The organism is Gemmatimonadota bacterium, from assembly GCA_040882465.1.
Classification (GTDB): Bacteria; Gemmatimonadota; Gemmatimonadetes; order Longimicrobiales; family Gaopeijiaceae; genus JBBEBG01.
The window spans coordinates 25,991-42,242 of the sequence record JBBEBG010000005.1; the positions used below are offsets into that span (position 1 = coordinate 25,991).

14 protein-coding genes are annotated in these 16,252 nt (G+C 64.0%); 10 read left to right on the forward strand and 4 right to left on the reverse strand.

The window, feature by feature from the left end:
* Window positions 1–13 precede the first annotated feature (13 nt).
* A complete protein-coding gene (gene fusA, locus WEG36_01565) occupies window positions 14–2,107 on the forward strand; it encodes an elongation factor G (protein MEX1256281.1) in 2,094 nt (697 codons plus the stop codon).
* 146 nt (window positions 2,108–2,253) lie between these two features.
* Complete coding sequence (locus WEG36_01570) at window positions 2,254–3,987, forward strand: PQQ-dependent dehydrogenase, methanol/ethanol family (GenBank protein MEX1256282.1); 1,734 nt, start codon at window positions 2,254–2,256, stop codon at window positions 3,985–3,987.
* A gap of 69 nt (window positions 3,988–4,056) precedes the next feature.
* Here the strand turns inward: WEG36_01570 and WEG36_01575 are convergent, their stop codons facing one another.
* The gene (locus WEG36_01575) at window positions 4,057–5,028 is read right to left on the reverse strand and encodes a quinone oxidoreductase (GenBank protein MEX1256283.1); all 972 of its coding nucleotides are present in this window, start codon (window positions 5,026–5,028) and stop codon (window positions 4,057–4,059) included.
* A gap of 204 nt (window positions 5,029–5,232) precedes the next feature.
* Between WEG36_01575 and WEG36_01580 the strand changes: the two genes are divergently transcribed.
* Window positions 5,233–6,201, forward strand: a complete 969-nt coding sequence (locus WEG36_01580) for an SDR family NAD(P)-dependent oxidoreductase (GenBank protein MEX1256284.1) — start codon at window positions 5,233–5,235, stop codon at window positions 6,199–6,201.
* Here the strand turns inward: WEG36_01580 and WEG36_01585 are convergent.
* Window positions 6,194–7,270, reverse strand: a complete 1,077-nt coding sequence (locus tag WEG36_01585) for a 3-deoxy-7-phosphoheptulonate synthase (GenBank protein ID MEX1256285.1) — start codon at window positions 7,268–7,270, stop codon at window positions 6,194–6,196. The genes WEG36_01580 and WEG36_01585 overlap by 8 nt on opposite strands.
* 288 nt (window positions 7,271–7,558) lie before the next feature.
* Here WEG36_01585 and WEG36_01590 point away from each other — a divergent pair, with 288 nt between their 5' ends.
* Both WEG36_01590 and WEG36_01595 read left to right on the forward strand, forming a co-directional pair.
* The gene (locus tag WEG36_01590) at window positions 7,559–8,440 is read left to right on the forward strand and encodes an SDR family oxidoreductase (GenBank protein ID MEX1256286.1); all 882 of its coding nucleotides are present in this window, start codon (window positions 7,559–7,561) and stop codon (window positions 8,438–8,440) included.
* A 23-nt stretch (window positions 8,441–8,463) separates the two neighbouring features.
* Window positions 8,464–10,395, forward strand: coding sequence for an alpha/beta hydrolase domain-containing protein (locus WEG36_01595; protein MEX1256287.1), 1,932 nt, complete (start codon window positions 8,464–8,466; stop codon window positions 10,393–10,395).
* A 43-nt stretch (window positions 10,396–10,438) separates the two neighbouring features.
* Here the strand turns inward: WEG36_01595 and WEG36_01600 are convergent, their stop codons facing one another.
* Window positions 10,439–10,735 carry a hypothetical protein gene (locus WEG36_01600; protein MEX1256288.1) on the reverse strand — a complete coding sequence of 99 codons (297 nt, stop codon included), beginning with the start codon at window positions 10,733–10,735 and terminating at the stop codon, window positions 10,439–10,441.
* Entirely contained in the window at window positions 10,732–10,965 is a 234-nt protein-coding gene (locus tag WEG36_01605; protein ID MEX1256289.1) for a hypothetical protein, read from the reverse strand. The genes WEG36_01600 and WEG36_01605 overlap by 4 nt, the downstream gene beginning before the upstream one ends.
* A 531-nt stretch (window positions 10,966–11,496) precedes the next feature.
* Here WEG36_01605 and WEG36_01610 point away from each other — a divergent pair.
* The 5 genes from WEG36_01610 to WEG36_01630 form a co-directional block, all read left to right on the forward strand.
* Complete coding sequence (locus tag WEG36_01610) at window positions 11,497–12,246, forward strand: hypothetical protein (protein ID MEX1256290.1); 750 nt, start codon at window positions 11,497–11,499, stop codon at window positions 12,244–12,246.
* A gap of 247 nt (window positions 12,247–12,493) precedes the next feature.
* Window positions 12,494–13,021, forward strand: a complete 528-nt coding sequence (locus tag WEG36_01615; protein ID MEX1256291.1) for a thioredoxin domain-containing protein — start codon at window positions 12,494–12,496, stop codon at window positions 13,019–13,021.
* Between the two features lie 514 nt (window positions 13,022–13,535).
* Window positions 13,536–14,258: a thioredoxin domain-containing protein gene (locus WEG36_01620; GenBank protein ID MEX1256292.1), complete on the forward strand. Its 723-nt coding sequence runs from the start codon at window positions 13,536–13,538 to the stop codon at window positions 14,256–14,258.
* A 217-nt stretch (window positions 14,259–14,475) separates the two neighbouring features.
* A complete protein-coding gene (locus WEG36_01625; protein MEX1256293.1) occupies window positions 14,476–15,462 on the forward strand; it encodes a 6-bladed beta-propeller in 987 nt (328 codons plus the stop codon).
* Window positions 15,463–15,482: 20 nt separating this feature from the next.
* On the forward strand, window positions 15,483–16,252 hold a 770-nt coding region (locus WEG36_01630), incomplete at its 3' end, for a hypothetical protein (protein ID MEX1256294.1).

Below are 16,252 nucleotides of genomic sequence, written 5' to 3' on the forward strand. Positions count from 1 at the left end.
TTCCGGAGGCACGATGCCGTCTGCGAAGGACTATCCGACCGACCAAATCCGCAACATTGCCATCCTGGGGCACGCAAGCTCGGGAAAAACCACGCTCGTGGACGCCCTATGCTTCGCGACGGGGACGTCGCAGCGGAAGGGGAACGTGGACGAGGGCCACGCCCTCACCATGACGACCCCCGAAGAGATCTCCCACCGCGTGTCCATGCAGCTCACCCCGGCCTTCGCCGAGTGGACGGACACGAAGCTCAACCTCCTGGACACCCCGGGATACCTCGACTTCACCGCGGACGCCTTGGCGGCCGTTCGGGTTGCGGACGCGGCGGTGATCGTGCTGAGCGCGACCTCCGGAGTCGAGGTTGGAACGGAGAAAGTCTGGGAATATTGCGAGGAACGCGGGATCCCCCGGATCCTTTTCATTTCGATGATGGATAAGGAGCATGCGGACTTCCACGGCGTTTACCAGGATGCGAAGGAGCGGCTCACGCCGAAGGCGCTCCCCGTGGAGATTCCCATCGGCTCCGGCGACGGGTTCCAGGGGCTCATCAACCTTTTTCGGGAGCGCGCCCACTTCTACGGTGCCCCGGATGGAAAGGGCGAGTTCGAGGTCGGTGAGATCCCGTCGGAGCTCCAGGGCTCTTTCGATCGGTGGCGAACCGAGCTCCAGGAAACCCTCGCCACGCAGGACGAGAGTCTCCTGGAGCAGTATCTCGAGGGGGGCGGAATCTCGAGGGAGGACGCCATCGCCGCGATGGCCCGCGGGATGGCGCGCGGGGACGTGGTGCCGGTCCTCCTCGGGTCGGCCCGGAAAGGGTACGGGGTTCGGGCCCTGCTCCGGCGGATGGTGCAGCTCCTCCCCAGCCCGGCGGCGGCCCCTCCCCAACCGGCTTCCCAGAACAACGGGAAGGGGGAGGTTCAGCTCTCTGCCGCGGACGGCGACCCATTTTCGGCCCTCGTCTTCAAGACGACGGCGGAGCCGCACGTGGGAAATCTCTCGCTTTTCCGCGTCTACGGAGGACGGGTGGAATCCGGCGCCCAGGTCGTGAATGTGGGACGGGCGAGTCCGGAAAAGCTCAACCATCTCTCCGTCCCCTTCGGCAAGGAGCGGCCGGAAGTGCAGAGGCTCCACGCGGGGGACATCGGGGTCGTCGCAAAGCTACGGGACACCCACACGAACGACACTCTCGCCGCGCCCTCGCGACCCGTCCTGATTCCGGGAATCGCTTTCCCCCGCCCGGACATCACGCTGGCGGTGCGTGGCGTGAGCCGAAAGGATGACGACCGCCTCGGGGAGGTCCTGAGCCATCTCCGCGAGGAGGATCCGGCCTTCCAGTTCGAGTACAACTCGGAGCTCCACCAGACGATCGTACGCGGGCTCGGAGAGCTCCACCTGGACATCCAGATCGAGCGGATGGCCCGGAAGTACGGGGTCAAGGTGGAGACGGAGCGGCCCCGGATCGCCTACCGCGAAACGATCACTCTGCCGGCCGAGGCACAGGGGCGTCACAAGAAACAGTCCGGCGGACGGGGACAATTCGGCGACTGTTGGATCCGGCTCGAGCCCCTTCCCCCCGGTTCCGGGTTCGAGTTCGTGAACGGGATCAAGGGTGGGGTGATCCCCGGGAAGTTCATCCCGTCGGTGGAACGCGGAATCGTCGAGGCGGCCGGAAAGGGAATCGTCGCCGGTTATCCCCTCGTGGACGTCCGGGCGGAGTGTTTCGACGGGACCTACCACACCGTGGACTCCTCGGACATCGCATTCCAGATCGCGGGGTCACTCGCTTTCCAGAAGGCCGCGCAGCAGGCCGGGCCGATCCTCCTCGAGCCGATCATGGCGGTCGCCGTGACGACGCCAGAGACCTTCATGGGCGACATCCTCGCCGACATCACACAGCGTAGGGGGAAGGTGCTCGGGATGGATGGAGGTGGTGGGCGCACCGTCGTTCGGGCTCGGGTCCCCCAGGCGGAGCTCTACAAGTACGCCGCCGCGCTCCGCGCGATGACCCAGGGGCGCGCGCACCACGTGCGCGAACTCGTGGCGTACGAACCCGTGCCGGATCTGGTCGCGAAGCGAATCGTAGGAGAAGTTCAGGGCAAGGCCTCCTGAGACACCGGAGCGGTCGGATCGCGGTCCGTTGACAAGGGTGGGCCGCCTCCCGTCTCTTCCTTCCACTTCTGCGCGCACGTGGCGACCGGGCGTCCGCCCCGCCGCCCCCCCGGGGCACCTTCAGCGACCTGCGAACGAGGCCTTCCATGAAGCGACGACTCCTGCATCTCACTCTCCCCTTCGCCATGGGGCTCACGGCCTTTCCCGCCGATGCGCAGTGGGGCCGGAACGTGGACGACGAGGCACTCGCCAATCCGAATCGGACCGAGTGGCTCACGAACGGTCGCGACTTCGCGGAGCAGCGCTTCAGCCCCCTCGATCAGATCAACGCCGGAAATGTGAGCCGCCTGGGGCTGGCCTGGTCTTACGAGATCGGGAGCCCACAGGGACAGCTCGAGGCAACCCCCCTCGTCTCCGATGGCATCATGTACGCGACCGGGACCTGGAGCGTCGTCTTCGCCCTCGACGCCCGGACCGGCGAGGAGATCTGGCGATGGGATCCGGGGATCATCCAGGGAGGACTCGCAAACGGCGGGCCGAGCATCTGTTGCGGTCCGGCCAACCGGGGCGTGGCCCTCTACGAAGGAAAAATCTATGCCGGGCTCCTGGACGGGCGGCTCGTGGCGCTGGACGCGGAGACCGGCCGACTTGTCTGGGCCCGGCAGACCGTGCCTCCGGGAGACGAATACAGCATCACGGGAGCGCCGCGCATCGTCCGCGGGAAGGTGGTCATCGGAAATGGAGGCGCGGAATACGGCGTCCGCGGATACGTGACCGCATACGACGCCGAGACCGGGGAAGAGGTGTGGCGTTTCTACACGGTTCCGGGCGACCCCTCCCTTGGCTTCGAGTCCTTCGCCCTCGAGATGGCAGCGAGCACCTGGGCCGGGAACTGGTGGGAGCTCGGCGGCGGGGGAACCGTCTGGGACGCCATCGCCTACGATCCGGAAGCGAATCTCGTCTACATCGGTGTAGGGAACGGCTCCCCCTGGAGCCGCGAGCACCGGAGCGCCGGACAGGGCGACAATCTCTTCCTCGCCTCGATCGTCGCCCTGAACGGGGACACGGGCGAAATGGCGTGGTATTACCAGACGGCCCCGGGGGACGACTGGGACTATACGGCGACTCAACACATCATGCTCGCGGACCTGGTGATCAACGGGGAGGAGCGGCGGGTCCTGATGCAGGCCCCCAAGAATGGCTTCTTCTACGTCCTCGACCGGATCACCGGAGAGTTCATCTCGGCCCAAGCGATCGCCCATGTGACCTGGGCCTCGCATGTGGATCCGACGACGGGGCGGCCGGTCGAAACACCGGAGGCCCGGTACGACGAAGTCGGCGCCTACCTCGCACCGGGTCCGCGCGGAGCCCATAACTGGGAGCCGATGTCCTTCAATCCGGAAGTCGGCCTCGTCTTTATCTCGGGCCAGAACACGCAGTCGTTTTATCGTCGAAACACGGACTTCGTCATCCGGCCCGGACAGTTCAACACCGGAACGGGCGGAGGCGGCGGTCGGGGAGGCGTCACGGCGCCCCCGGCCCCCCAGCCGGCCGGATTCCTGCTCGGCTGGGATCCGGTGGCCCAGGAGGAGCGCTGGAGGATTCCCTACGAGTCGTCACGCAACGGCGGGACGCTCTCGACGGCAGGCGGCCTCCTCTTCAGCGCGAGGAACGATGGGCGCTTTTACGCCCACGACCCAGCGACCGGGCGCATCCTCTGGGAGGCGGAGATCGCCCGCGGGCCCGGAGCGATGATGACCTACGAGCTCGACGGGCGGCAGTATGTGACGATGCTTACGGGCCCGGGCGGCGCGAATGGGCCGTCGGGGCGGGTCCTGACTTTCGCGTTGGACGGCAATGCGTCCATGCCGAACGACTGACAGGACGGAGAACGTAGGTGAGACGCGGAAGGCGGCGGGGCGAGTTTTCGCCCCGCCGCCCCGTGGGCGTCACCCGATTTCGAGCAGGACTTTTCCGGTCGTTTTCCTTCCCGTCAATCGCTCGTGCGCGACTCCCGCCTCTTCGAGGGGGTGCCGCTCCCCGATTCTCACCTTCAGCTCGCCGGATGCGATCCAATCGAAGAGGTCGCCGGCTCGGCGCCGGAGCTCGACGGGGCTCGCGATGTAGTGACCGAGCGTGGGGCGGGTCAGGAAGAGCGAGCCTCCCGAATTCAGGCGCTGCGGATCCACGGGAGGGACGGCGCCGCTCGACTGCCCGTAGAGAACCATCATGCCCCTGGGGCGGAGCACCGACATGCTCCGATCGAAGGTGTCCTTGCCCACCGAGTCGTACACGACGTCGAGTCCCTCCCCGCCGGTGAAGCGCCTCACTTCCTCGGCAAAATCGGTCTGGTCGTAACGGATCACCTCGTCGGCGCCGGTTGCACGCGCGAGCTCGGCTTTCTGTTCGGTCGAAACGGTCCCGTAGACGGTGGCCCCGAGGCGCTTGGCGATCTGGGTCAGGAGGAGCCCGACCCCGCCGGCCGCCGCATGCACGAGCGCTCGCTGCCCCTTCGCGAGCGGGAAAGTGCTGAAGGCCAGGTAGTGGGCGGTCATCCCCTGGAGCATCACCGCAGCCGCCGCGTCGAGCTCCACCGCGTCCGGGACGGGCACGAGCTTCCACGCGGGGACGATCGCCTGCTCGGCGTAACTCCCCGCCTGCATCGCATACGCGACGCGGTCACCGACTTTGACCCCGGTCACTCCCGCTCCGACCGCGTCCACCACCCCCGCTCCTTCCATCCCGGGCGTAAAGGGGAGGGGCATCTTATAGGCGCCGGTGCGCTGATAGACATCAATGAAGTTGACGCCGGCCGCGGCGATCTTCACCCTCGCTTCGCCTTCGCCCGGGGTCGGCGCGGCGATTTCTTCGACCCCCAGGACCTCAGCGCCCCCGATCTCATGGACTCGTATCGCTCGCATGCTTAACCTCTCCCTCGATCTCCGAATCTCGCGACGTCATCGGTGGATGCCGCCGGGCCGACGGCCCGCCCGTCGCTGCCGGGACGGTAGGATCCGCGTCGGCCGATGGCAAGCGCGCGCCGGCCGTGGAACGGTGGCTCCGGTTCGGGATAGAGAAAGTCGTCGCCGGGAGACGACGCACACCTTGGGGAGGAGGCTCGAGCGATGAAGAGAGAGCGGACGAATCGGCCGGCCGCTCGCGGCGCGGACTTCGGACCCCTGATGGGTACCGGCGCGATGCTCCTCCTCGGGGTCCTGCTTTCACCTACCCTTCCCTTCACGCTCGGAGCCCACGTGGCCGCGCAGGCACCTGCCGTCGGTGAGGATCAACAGGTCGTCCTCGTGACCGGCTCCACCGACGGCCTCGGGCGCGAGGTCGCCCGCGCCGTCGCGGGGACCGGCGCACATGTGATCGTGCATGGAAGGAACCGCGAGCGTGGGATGGAGCTCGTCGCGGAGATCGAGGCCGAAGGCGTCGGAAGCGCGCGGTTTTACGCCGCCGACTTCGGGGAGCTGGAGCAGGTTCGGGAGCTCGCGCGGGCCATCTTGGAGGACTACGACCGGCTCGACGTCCTGGTCAATAACGCAGGGATCTGGCTCGAAGCCGACCAGGGGCGAGTCCTGAGCGCGGACGGGCACGAGCTCCACTTTCAGGTGAACTACCTTGCCGGGTTCCTCCTCACAAGGATGCTCCTTCCCTTACTCGTGGAAAGTGCGCCCGGCCGTATCGTGAACGTGGCATCCGGGGCACAATCCCCTCTCGACTTCGGCAACGTGAACCTCGACGTGGGCTACACGGACGGGCGTGCCTACGGACAGAGCAAGCTCGCGCAGATCCTCTTCACGGTGGATCTCGCCCAGGAGCTCGAAGGAACCGGAGTGATCGCACTCTCCCTCCATCCTGCGACCCTCATGGACACGAACATGGTGCTCGCGCGGGGGACGGCGCCGCGGAGCTCGGTGGAAGACGGGAAGAGGGCGGTGATGCACCTCATCACCGGAGAAGGATTGGAGAGCGGGACTTACTTCAACGGGACGAATCCGGCGCGGGCGAACGCGCAGGCCTACGATGCCGAAGCGCGTGCCGCGCTTCGCGAGCTGAGCGCCGCTCTGGCGGCGTTGGAGCTCAGGTAGCGCCGGCGGCGAGGAAGGCCATCCGGGCCTGGTTCACCTCCGCGAGGCTTTCGAGGCAACCCAGCGTGTCTTCCCAGCCGAGACAGGCGTCGGTGACGCTCTGACCGTACACGAGCTTTTGCCCCGGATCGAGCGCCTGGGCGCCTTCCACCAGATTGCTTTCGATCATGACGCCCATGATCCCCTCCTCGCCGGTGCGGAGCTGGTCACAAACGTCCGCGCAGGCCTCCAATTGGCGCTTGTATTCCTTGCGGCTGTTCGCATGGCTCAGGTCGATCATCAGCCGTGGGGGAAGGCCTGCCGCGCGGAGGAGGGCGGTCGCAGCCCGCACCGAGGCGCTGTCGTAATTCGGGCCGTCGCTGCCGCCCCGCAGGATGATGTGGCAGTCTTCATTTCCCGAGGTCGAAAAAATCGCCGACCTTCCCTGCTTCGTGACCGAGAGGAAGATGTGCGAGCTGCGCGCGGCCCGGACGGCGTCCACCGCCACCTGAACCGAGCCGAGCGTGCTGTTCTTGAAGCCGATCGGACAGGAGAGTCCCGACGCGAGCTGGCGGTGGACCTGGCTTTCGGTCGTGCGCGCTCCGATCGCGCCCCAACAAACGAGGTCGCCGGAGTACTGGGGGGAAATCGGATCGAGGTATTCGGTTCCGGTGGCGAGCCCCATATCCACGAGGTCGCGAAGGAGCCCCCGTGCGATCCGGAGCCCCTCGTTCACTCCGAACGAGTTGTTCAGGTAGGGATCGTTGATCAGCCCCTTCCATCCGACCGTCGTCCGCGGCTTTTCGAAGTACACCCGCATGACGATTTCGAGGACCTCCTTCCAACGGTCCGCCTCGGCTTTGAGACGCGTCCCGTATTCGAGCGCCGCCGCCGGATCGTGGATCGAGCAGGGGCCGACCACCACGAGGAGCCGGTCGTCCCGGCCGTGGATGATGTCGCTGATGCGCGCCCGGGACGAAAACACGAGCTGCGAGGCCGCGTCGGAAACCGGAAGATCTCGGAGCAAGACCTCGGGCGCGACCACCTCCTCCATCCCGGTGATTCGCGTGTCGTCGGTATGGTACTTCATCTCCCTGCCCATCGGGGGGTCGAACGGCGGGAGGAGTGGCGACGGACGCCGCCCCCTTCCCCTGCAACTGCCGAACCATAAGGGATTTGCGGGACGGCGGGTAGGCGTCACCGGGCCCTCCGGACTCCCTGCCCAACGTCCCGCGGCGGACTCGTTGCCCGGTCCCGGGCTCGGGCCCTCCCGAGTGCGCCGCTTCCCCTCCCGCGGTATACTGGCCCGGAGCCGGCCTGGCGGCGCCCCATTGCGGGCGTCCGCGTCCCCCGCGAACGGGAGAAACGGGTGAATTCGATGTTCAGGGAAGGGCTTCTCCAGGGGAAACGAATCCTCGTGACCGGAGGAGGAACGGGCCTCGGAAAGGAGATGACCGAGGCTTACCTCTCCCTGGGAGCGGAGCTCTTCATTTGCGGGCGGAGGAAGGGCGTGCTCGACGAAACGGCGGCCGAGCTCATGGACCGCCGCGGCGGAAGCGTGAAGACCTTCGGCGTGGACATCCGGAGCGCGGAGGCCGTGGACGAGATGGCCGGGGCGATCTGGGCAGACGGCGGACCTCTGACAGGGCTCGTCAACAACGCCGCGGGGAACTTCATTTCCCCCACGAAGGACCTGTCCACCCGCGGCTTCGACGCCATCGCGAACATCGTCCTCCACGGGACCTTTTACGTGACCCACGCGGTGGGGCGCCGATGGATTGCGGACGGTGTTCCCGGAAACGTCATCTCGATTCTCGTCACCTGGGTCTGGAACGGAAGCGCGTTCGTCGTTCCCTCCGCGATGGCGAAGGCGGGCGTCCACATCATGACCCGCTCGCTCGCCGCCGAGTGGGCGCCCTACGGGATTCGACTCAACGCGATCGCACCGGGCTCCTTTCCGACGAAGGGCGCGACTGAGCGTCTCCGTCCCGAAGGGCTCGAGGACGTCTACCCCGCGATGGAGTCCATCCCGATGGGGAGAGCCGGCCGGATGGACGAGCTGCGCAACCTCGCCACCTTCCTCATGGCGGACGGTTGCGAATATCTGACGGGGGAATGCATCGTGATCGACGGCGCGGCCCATCTGATCGGCGCGGGGCAGTTCTACCATCTCTCGTCGCTCTCCGAAGGCGACTGGGAGACGATGCGTTCCGCCATCCGCGCCGCCGACGAGAAGGACCGGGCGCGCCGAAGCGTGTAACCGAACCGAGGGGCAAAGGCTCGATGAAACTCAGACGACTCGTCGCGGTCCACGCCGTCTCAGCGGCAACCCTGGTCGCCGCCCCCGCTTCCGCGCAGATCGCCCGGATCGAGTTGGAGGTCGTGGAGTCCCCGGCGCTCGACGGCGAGAGCTTCGGCGCCGTGGGCCAATACGAACGGCTGCGCGGCGTCTTTTTCGGGGAAGTCGATCCGGCCCACCTCCTTCACCTGGGGATCGTGAACCTCGATCGGGCCCCGAGGAACGAGCGGGGGCGGGTCGAATACGCCACGACCGTCGAGATTTATCGCCCCCGCGACATGTCCCGCTGGAACGGGGCACTCTACCACACCGTCCCGAACCGCGGCGGGGCCGGAGCGGGGGAAGCGGTGCTCCTCGAGATGGGCTTCGCGCTGGTTCGCGTAGGATGGCAGGGGGATCTCCCGGCAACGCAAAACAACGTCACCGCTCGGCTTCCCATCGCGCGAAATGTGGACGGCTCCCCCCTCGAGGGGCCCGCCTACACGGAGTTCATCTTCAACAACGACGACTCGATTTCGACCGCAACGCTCAGTTATCCGACGGCCTCTCTCGACCCCGCTCAGGCCACGCTCACCGTCCGCCAGAACCAGTTCGACCGGCGCTCCACGCCTGACGACCTGAGATGGCGATTCGAAGACGAGAGGCGAGTCACGATCGAGCGGCCCGCCGGCTTCGACGGAGGCGCGATCTACGAATTCATTTACGAAGCGAAGGACCCGATCGTGATGGGGTTGGGATTCGCCGCGACGCGGGACGTGATTTCCTTCCTCCGGTACCGGACGGCCGACGAAGCGGGGAATGTGAATCCGCTTGCGCCGGGCGGTGAGCTTCCTAAGATCGCCCTCTCCATCGGGATCTCCCAGAGCGGACGATATCTCCGCGACATGCTCTACCAGGGATTCAACGAGGATGTCGAGGGGCGCATCGTCTTCGACGGGATGCACCCGGATATCGCGGGCTCACGGAAGACCTTCACCAATTTCGCGTTTTCCCAACCGGGGCGGTGGCAGCGCCAGCACGAGGACCACCTCTTCCCCGGGGATCAGTTCCCCTTCACCTACGGCACGCTGACCGACCCCATCAGCGGGAGGACCGACGGCATTCTCGAGCGCTGCACGGCATCGGATACCTGTCCGAAGGTCGTGCATACCGATGGAGAGGCGGAGCTCTGGCAGGGGCGCGCGTCCCTCGTGGTCACGGATCCGCTCGGGCGCGACATCGAGCTCCCCGAGAATGTCCGCGTCTATCTCATCGCGGGAACCCAACATGGCGGAGGGCGGGGAGTCTACCTCGAGACGCCGACCTCAGGGATGTGCCAGAATCCCGGCAATCCGATGGCCCTCTCCCCGATCCGCACGGCGCTCACGGTCGCCCTGTACGAGTGGGTGGCGGAGGACCGCCTCCCTCCGCCCAGCCGACATCCCAAGGCGGAGGGCGGCGGGCTCCTGCGGCCCGAGATCACGGCATTCCCTCGAATACCGGATGTCCTTTACACGGCAAGTTATAACCCACTTCAGCTCATGAATTACTCGACTATTCCGGCCACGGGCGGTGACGCCTATACCGTCATGGTCGCGGGGATCAACGGCGACGGGAACATGTTGGGGGGCGTGCGGCACCCCAACTTCGAGGTGCCGATCGGGACCTATACGGGCTGGAATCTCCGTCGCGACGGCTTCGCTCCCGGCGAGCAATGCGGCGGAACCGGTTCGTATTTCCCCTTCCTGGAAGCGCAGGTGGACCGCTCGGGGTCATGGGATTCCCGCCGCTCCTTTCAGGAACGGTACTCCTCCCCCGAGGTGTACGTCGAGCGACTCGAAGCGGCCGCCGCCCAACTCGTCGAAGAGCGTTTCCTCCTCCGTCGCCACGCGGAGGAGATCGTCCGCCTCGCACGGGAGGCCCGCCTCCCGAACTAGTCACGTTGGCGAAGCATCTCCCCGCGGGCGCACGGAGTCGCACTTACCGCAGGTCTCCGAGATGGACGATATTCGCCTGCTCGAAGTAGATCGCGCTGTCCCAGCCCGTGTGCGCGGGGCCGTAATGCTTCAGGTGGATCGTCGTGGCCTTCGGGAGACCGGGCGCAGCCGAGGTCGCCCTGCCCGCAAACCCGCCGATCGGGGCCGAGCCCCTTCCGGAGCCTCGGCCGAGTCCATCGAGCCGCATCGCCTGGGCACGCCTTTTCGCCCGGATCTGCGAGGTGCTCCCACTTCTCTTCCCGGCCTGCCAGGGAGAGATGCAGGTGATCGCGTTTATCACCGCCCCCCCCCACCGTCCGGACCATCCTCCTGCATCTCGAGATTCCTCTCCAGCCCCCGCCTCTTGCCCCCGCCCGCGCTCTGCCGCAGGCCGCGCTCTCCTTCGATCAGACGCCCGCCTTCGACCCGTCCGATCCCGAGCCCGCTCCAGAGCTCGACTTCGATCAGTCCCCGTCCGACGAAGGGGACGCCTGACCTCGACCCACGGTTCTCCGCTCCGCTTTCGGTCACCCTCGCCCATCCGCCCATCCTCCTGGCTCATCCGGACATGGGGCCACCGACGACCCCGTTCTGACCTCCCGGCCAGCCTCCTCCTCTGACCAGCCTCTCGCCACCCATCCCGCTCTCGGAATCGTTGCTCTCCCCAACCCCGCGTCCTACCTTGGCTTTCGCGTTCGCCTCCACGCCGGTGGTCCGGAGCGCGTTGCCGAAGGGGAAGCCCTTCGATCCGCTCGCGGTGCCGACTGCCGAGTTGTCGTTCTCCTGAGCGCGGCCGTCCCCGGAAGCTACCAGACAGCCTCCTCGTGGGCCGCGTGGAGAGAGGGTGGAAGCGGGCGAGATCGCGCGGAGCCGGTACGAAAGCCATCGTGAGTTAGCGGTGGGCGACGCGGCGTAGGGTATGCTGGCACTCGAAACACCGCGTCTCGCTCTCGGTACCATACAGTTACAAGCCACTTGCGCGAAGCACGAGGGGGGGGGCATTTGTCAATTGCATCCCATTGGGGATGGGTTTCCGTCATCTCGACAACGGCGGGTTCCTCCATGACGCTCGCCTTCTGCGCGGATCCACGGTTTCGCGCCCACGTTGAGGTACTCACGCCTCCTCTCGCCGTGACGGACGATTGGGATACTTTCGAGCACACTGCGCACCGGGCCGCCACCCTCATCGTGGTGACCGAATCACTTCGCGATTGGTCCCATTTGGACTCCATGCGGCGGCTCAGGGCGAGACTGCCCGGGGTCCCCTGGATACTCCTTACAGGCCGGAGCGAGAGGAATCTTCTCGAACTTCGGCGGTTCGAGGTCGAGGAAGTTGTCTTTACGACCGAACTCGAACGTCTGGAGGGTGCGATCCGCGGCGTCCGTGTCCGGAAAGTACGCTCGACTCTTGCGAAGTTCGTGAGCGAGCACGAGGGATTCACGCGATACAAGAAGAGACTTCTTCGAGCCCTTTTCGAGGCCAATGAGCCGCCCAGGAGCTGCTCCGAGTGGGGTAAACTCGCGCACGTTGCGCCGGATACGGTCAAGTATCACTTCAGACATGTGAAGGACCGGGGCGGTCCACCGGCTTCATTCCTCCTAAACGCCAACCTGGTTCTCGCCGCTCTCGAGTCGGCGCCGGCCGCCCGCTCTTGGAGCGAACTTTCCGCTGTCGTGAATGTCGATTCTCGGCGGCTTCATCGGGCCGGGACCATGCTCACGCAGAACGCAGGGCAATCTCCCGCGGCACCGTTGCCCTCCATCCAACAGGTGGCGAAGGGCCTCGGGCAGTCGCTCAGCAGCGCGCCGTAAACGGCTCGTTCGGTTGCGGGTCGAATTCACTACACGATTCGGTCGGAACGGCTACACGACCTGGTTTGGAGAATCTGGGCGGAAGTTCAAGATTGGTAGCGGACCTCCATGAGGTCCGCCCGAGAGTCTTCGGCGCGCACCAGCTCAGCCGCCTGCCTTCGCCAAGCTTCACCGGCGATGAAAGCAGGCCCGCATTCCGAGACCTGTTAGGGCCCAGTATCAGCTCCTGCTGCGGAGGGAGTTGGCCATGGAGAAAGCGTCGTCGACGGTATGTGCAATGACAGTAATCACCATCTGCGCCGTCCTTCTCGTGGGAGTTCTTCTGAGGCGGGAGTTCTTCGGGGACGCGGAGGTGGGCATCGCGCCAGGCGCCCCCGAGTACGTCGAGGGTTGGGAGGATATGCTTGGCGAAAAGCTCACGGTCGCCTCATCAGCGGGCACGGCGCAAGTCTTCGCGTTTTTGGGTTTCCAGTGCCCGTATTGCCCCGACTTCCACGAGAATACCTTGTGGGCCCTCGAGGAAGAGTTTGGTGATGCATTGAAGGTCACCTTTCTCCACCTGCCGTTGGACATTCATCCCTTCGCGGACGCTGCGGCGATTGCAGCAGGGTGCACCGCCGAACAGGGGCAGTTCAGACAGTTCGCGGACGCCTCGTTCGCGATGCAGGATTCGATAGGCGTTCAGGACTGGATCGCACTTGCGAATGATGCAGGAATTCCCGACGTCACAATTCACACAGAATGCATGCATCTTGTGCCGGATGCGCTAACGTAGTGTAGGAGCGAGCTCGGTAGGACTTGAAAGGGTGGACAGGGGTGCCGCGTCGCCCGCAACGGGCATCCCGCTCTTGTTGACAGGTATATCAAAGGCCTGCTCATTCTCATGCACCGTACTCTCGCGGAGGCAATCTCACAATGACAAAGCACACTCGCCTTAAGATCATCGCGTTTGCCGCCCTGGCGCTGGCATCCGGGGCGTACTCGAACCTCTTGGGCTCACCCCCCCGGTTAGAGGGCGAATTCGATCTATGCTGGGTTGCGTGCCCCGATAATGTGACGAAACAGGCTGCGTGCGAAGAACAATCCGGAGCTTGGAACGGTTCTCCTTGCTGGCATTCATGCTCGGGACCCGAAGGATGGCGGCCGATCGGCATTACCTGTATCTACGTAGGATGACGACTCACCGCCCTTAGATGGCCGAGGCGCCCTGTCCACCCACACTTTGTTTGAGCGGTCGTGACGCTGTGCATACGCGGCAGTGACACTCACCTTCATTGAGGTAACAGACGATGATCGACCGCCTCGCTTCCATTGCGCTTATTGTCGCAGCCCTAGTTTTTTCAGTCACGCTGATACACGGCGAATTCTTTTCTGCAGCGACCCGCACTGACCTGTATCAGCCCAAATACATTGAGGAATGGTCATCCGCGCTTGGCGCCTCTGTGAATTCTGCCAGTCCGGACGCGCCTGTACAAATTATGGCCTTTGTCGACTATCAATGCCCCGCTTGCGCTGTCGCCGATTCTGTGATCCGCCAACTCAGACGGGCATATCCCACAGAGGTCGCAGTTCATTACTTACATTATCCCTTGCCGGCTCACCCGCAAGCGCGAGTGGCCGCCCTTGCCGTCGAGTGCGCCATGGAATTCCAGCGCTTTGATGAGATGGCTCACATTCTTTACAGCGGCCAGGAATGGTTCGGCGTAAAGCGTTGGGATGAGTATGCCGATGACGCCGGAATCGCAGACATAGCACAATTTAATGTTTGCATGGCGGAGGCAGGCCACATTGCTCGTATTGAGGCAGGTCTTCGTTGGGGAGAGACGTTTGCAGTTTTAGGTACTCCTACGCTGGTCATAAACGGGTGGATGTTTTTCGGAGGGCTTACCTATGAGCAGCTCGATACTCTGGTTTCAGCGGTACGCTCGGAAGAATTGCGCTCAGATCTGTCGCCCGAAGACGTGTCGGCCATTGTTGGCCACTCGTTTCGCGGTCCCACTTCCGCCATGTAGGGATGACTTTGGGCTTCCGAGCACCACTTTCCTAAGCAATTCTACGCACTTGCTGACGCGTCTTGCTTTCGTTGGGCTCACTTGCTCGGGGTCACTCGGCTATTTCTTCGCTTCCGTCCATGCTCAAGATCGCTCCAGCTCAACGTGGGCACTCGATATTGATTGGCGTATCGGGGGACGCTCTGACGCCGCTTATGAGGTGTTTGGTGGATTCCCGTTGAATCTGACCATCGGACCGCACGGCGAAGTCCTAGTGGCTGATCCTCAGCTGGGCCATATTCATATGTTTGATTCCTCCGGGCGCTTTGTGCGCGCTATTGGCTCCCGAGGCGAGGGACCGGGTGAGTTTGACGTTCCGCTCGCCATGGGCTGGGACGCCAATAGCCACCTGTGGGTGTCCGATGCGCGAGGCTATTACCATGTTTTTGATTCCACAGGTGTACCGGTCGAAAGCCACTCCCACGGCTTTGTCACTCCAGCCCGAATCACAGGCCAGGGCGCATTTGACGCCGAGGGCAACTTCTTGGATGAAACTGAACTCCGTCCTCAGGGGTCCTCACGGATAACCGTCGCTCTCATCAGGGTAGCACCAGACGGTAACGTGATAGATACGCTCCCCCCCATGGTCGGTCCTCGGTTCGATCTGCGCGACCGACCGCTAATGGCCTTTCCGGGCGCTCCGATTAGGGGCTTTGGACGTAACGCACCCGAATCTGTCCTGGCGCTCGCGCGCTATGTACCTCAATTGATCTTTACTGTGGCTCCGGATGGCACACTTTGGCTGGCGTACTCGAATCGCTATCAGCTCATCCAACGCACACTCGTGGGCGACACCATTCAAGTGATTGATGCTTCACATCGACCCGTACCCCCCTTATCGCCAGCGGATGAGCGCATATTGCGTGAGGGTTTGCTCCTCGTTGACGTCGAACGGGCTGAATTCGCCTATGGGAGGCAGCTCCTTCGCTTCATACACGTCCTAGCCGACGGTCATGTGATGATTGGATTGGAGGACGATCCAGGAAGAGGCGTCTCGACGATCGACATTCTGACGTCGCACGGAGACTATGAGGGTTCCCTTCTGCTGCCCGTACCCCTTGATGCGCAATCTCAAATTGCATCTCGTGGTGATACCATTGTGTTTGTTACGCGCGACGCCCTCGAAGTCGCGTCAGTGGTTCACGCGTCGATTCGAAAGCCTTGATCATGCGCACGAGTCGCGTGGTGTCCTTCTTCAGTGTTTTGGTTAGTCTTGCGGCTTCCTTGTTCGCCACCAGATCGGCCACCACCGCACAGGAACCACAACTGGTGATCACTCCGGTTTTGGAGTTGGCTTCCTCCGAAACGGTCTTTGCTTACGCCCGTGTTTCTCCAGACGGCACGAAGGCGGTGTTTACATTGCAAGACCGCGAGCAAGCGTCGATGGCCCTCCATGTGGTGGATTTGTCAAGTGAAAGGCGTCTGTTTGTGGAGCCGGGTATCGATGGCTATTGGTCTCCGGAAGGCGATAGGGTGATTTACCGAAGCGGAATGCCCGGAGCAGGTGTCAGCATTCTTCATATGAACACCGGCTTCGTTAGTCGCCGCATTGGACCAGAGTCACTTGGTGACTACCCGAGTTGGGGCTTACTTGACGGACGCGACGTCATCTTGACGATTGACGGAGAGTACTATTTTCGCCGGGGCGATATCGCTGAGGCCGATGCGTTGCCGATGGAGGCTTGTCCCGATATTGGAGTGGGCGATCGGCCATTGCTTTCTAAAGACGGTACGCGGGTGTCTGTTTTTGTTAACGGCTCCGTGGTCGTTCGCAATTTGATGGGATGCGACGAAGTGTTTTTTACAGGCGAGCTGGGCGCCAAGGCCGACTTTTCTTTCGACGGTAGATACATCGCTTTTCATTCACCACGATTGGATGGATTCGGATACGAGATCAAAATCGTCGACCTCGAGGCGCGCACCGTGCGAACACTTAGCGACTTGGAAGGTTCTAG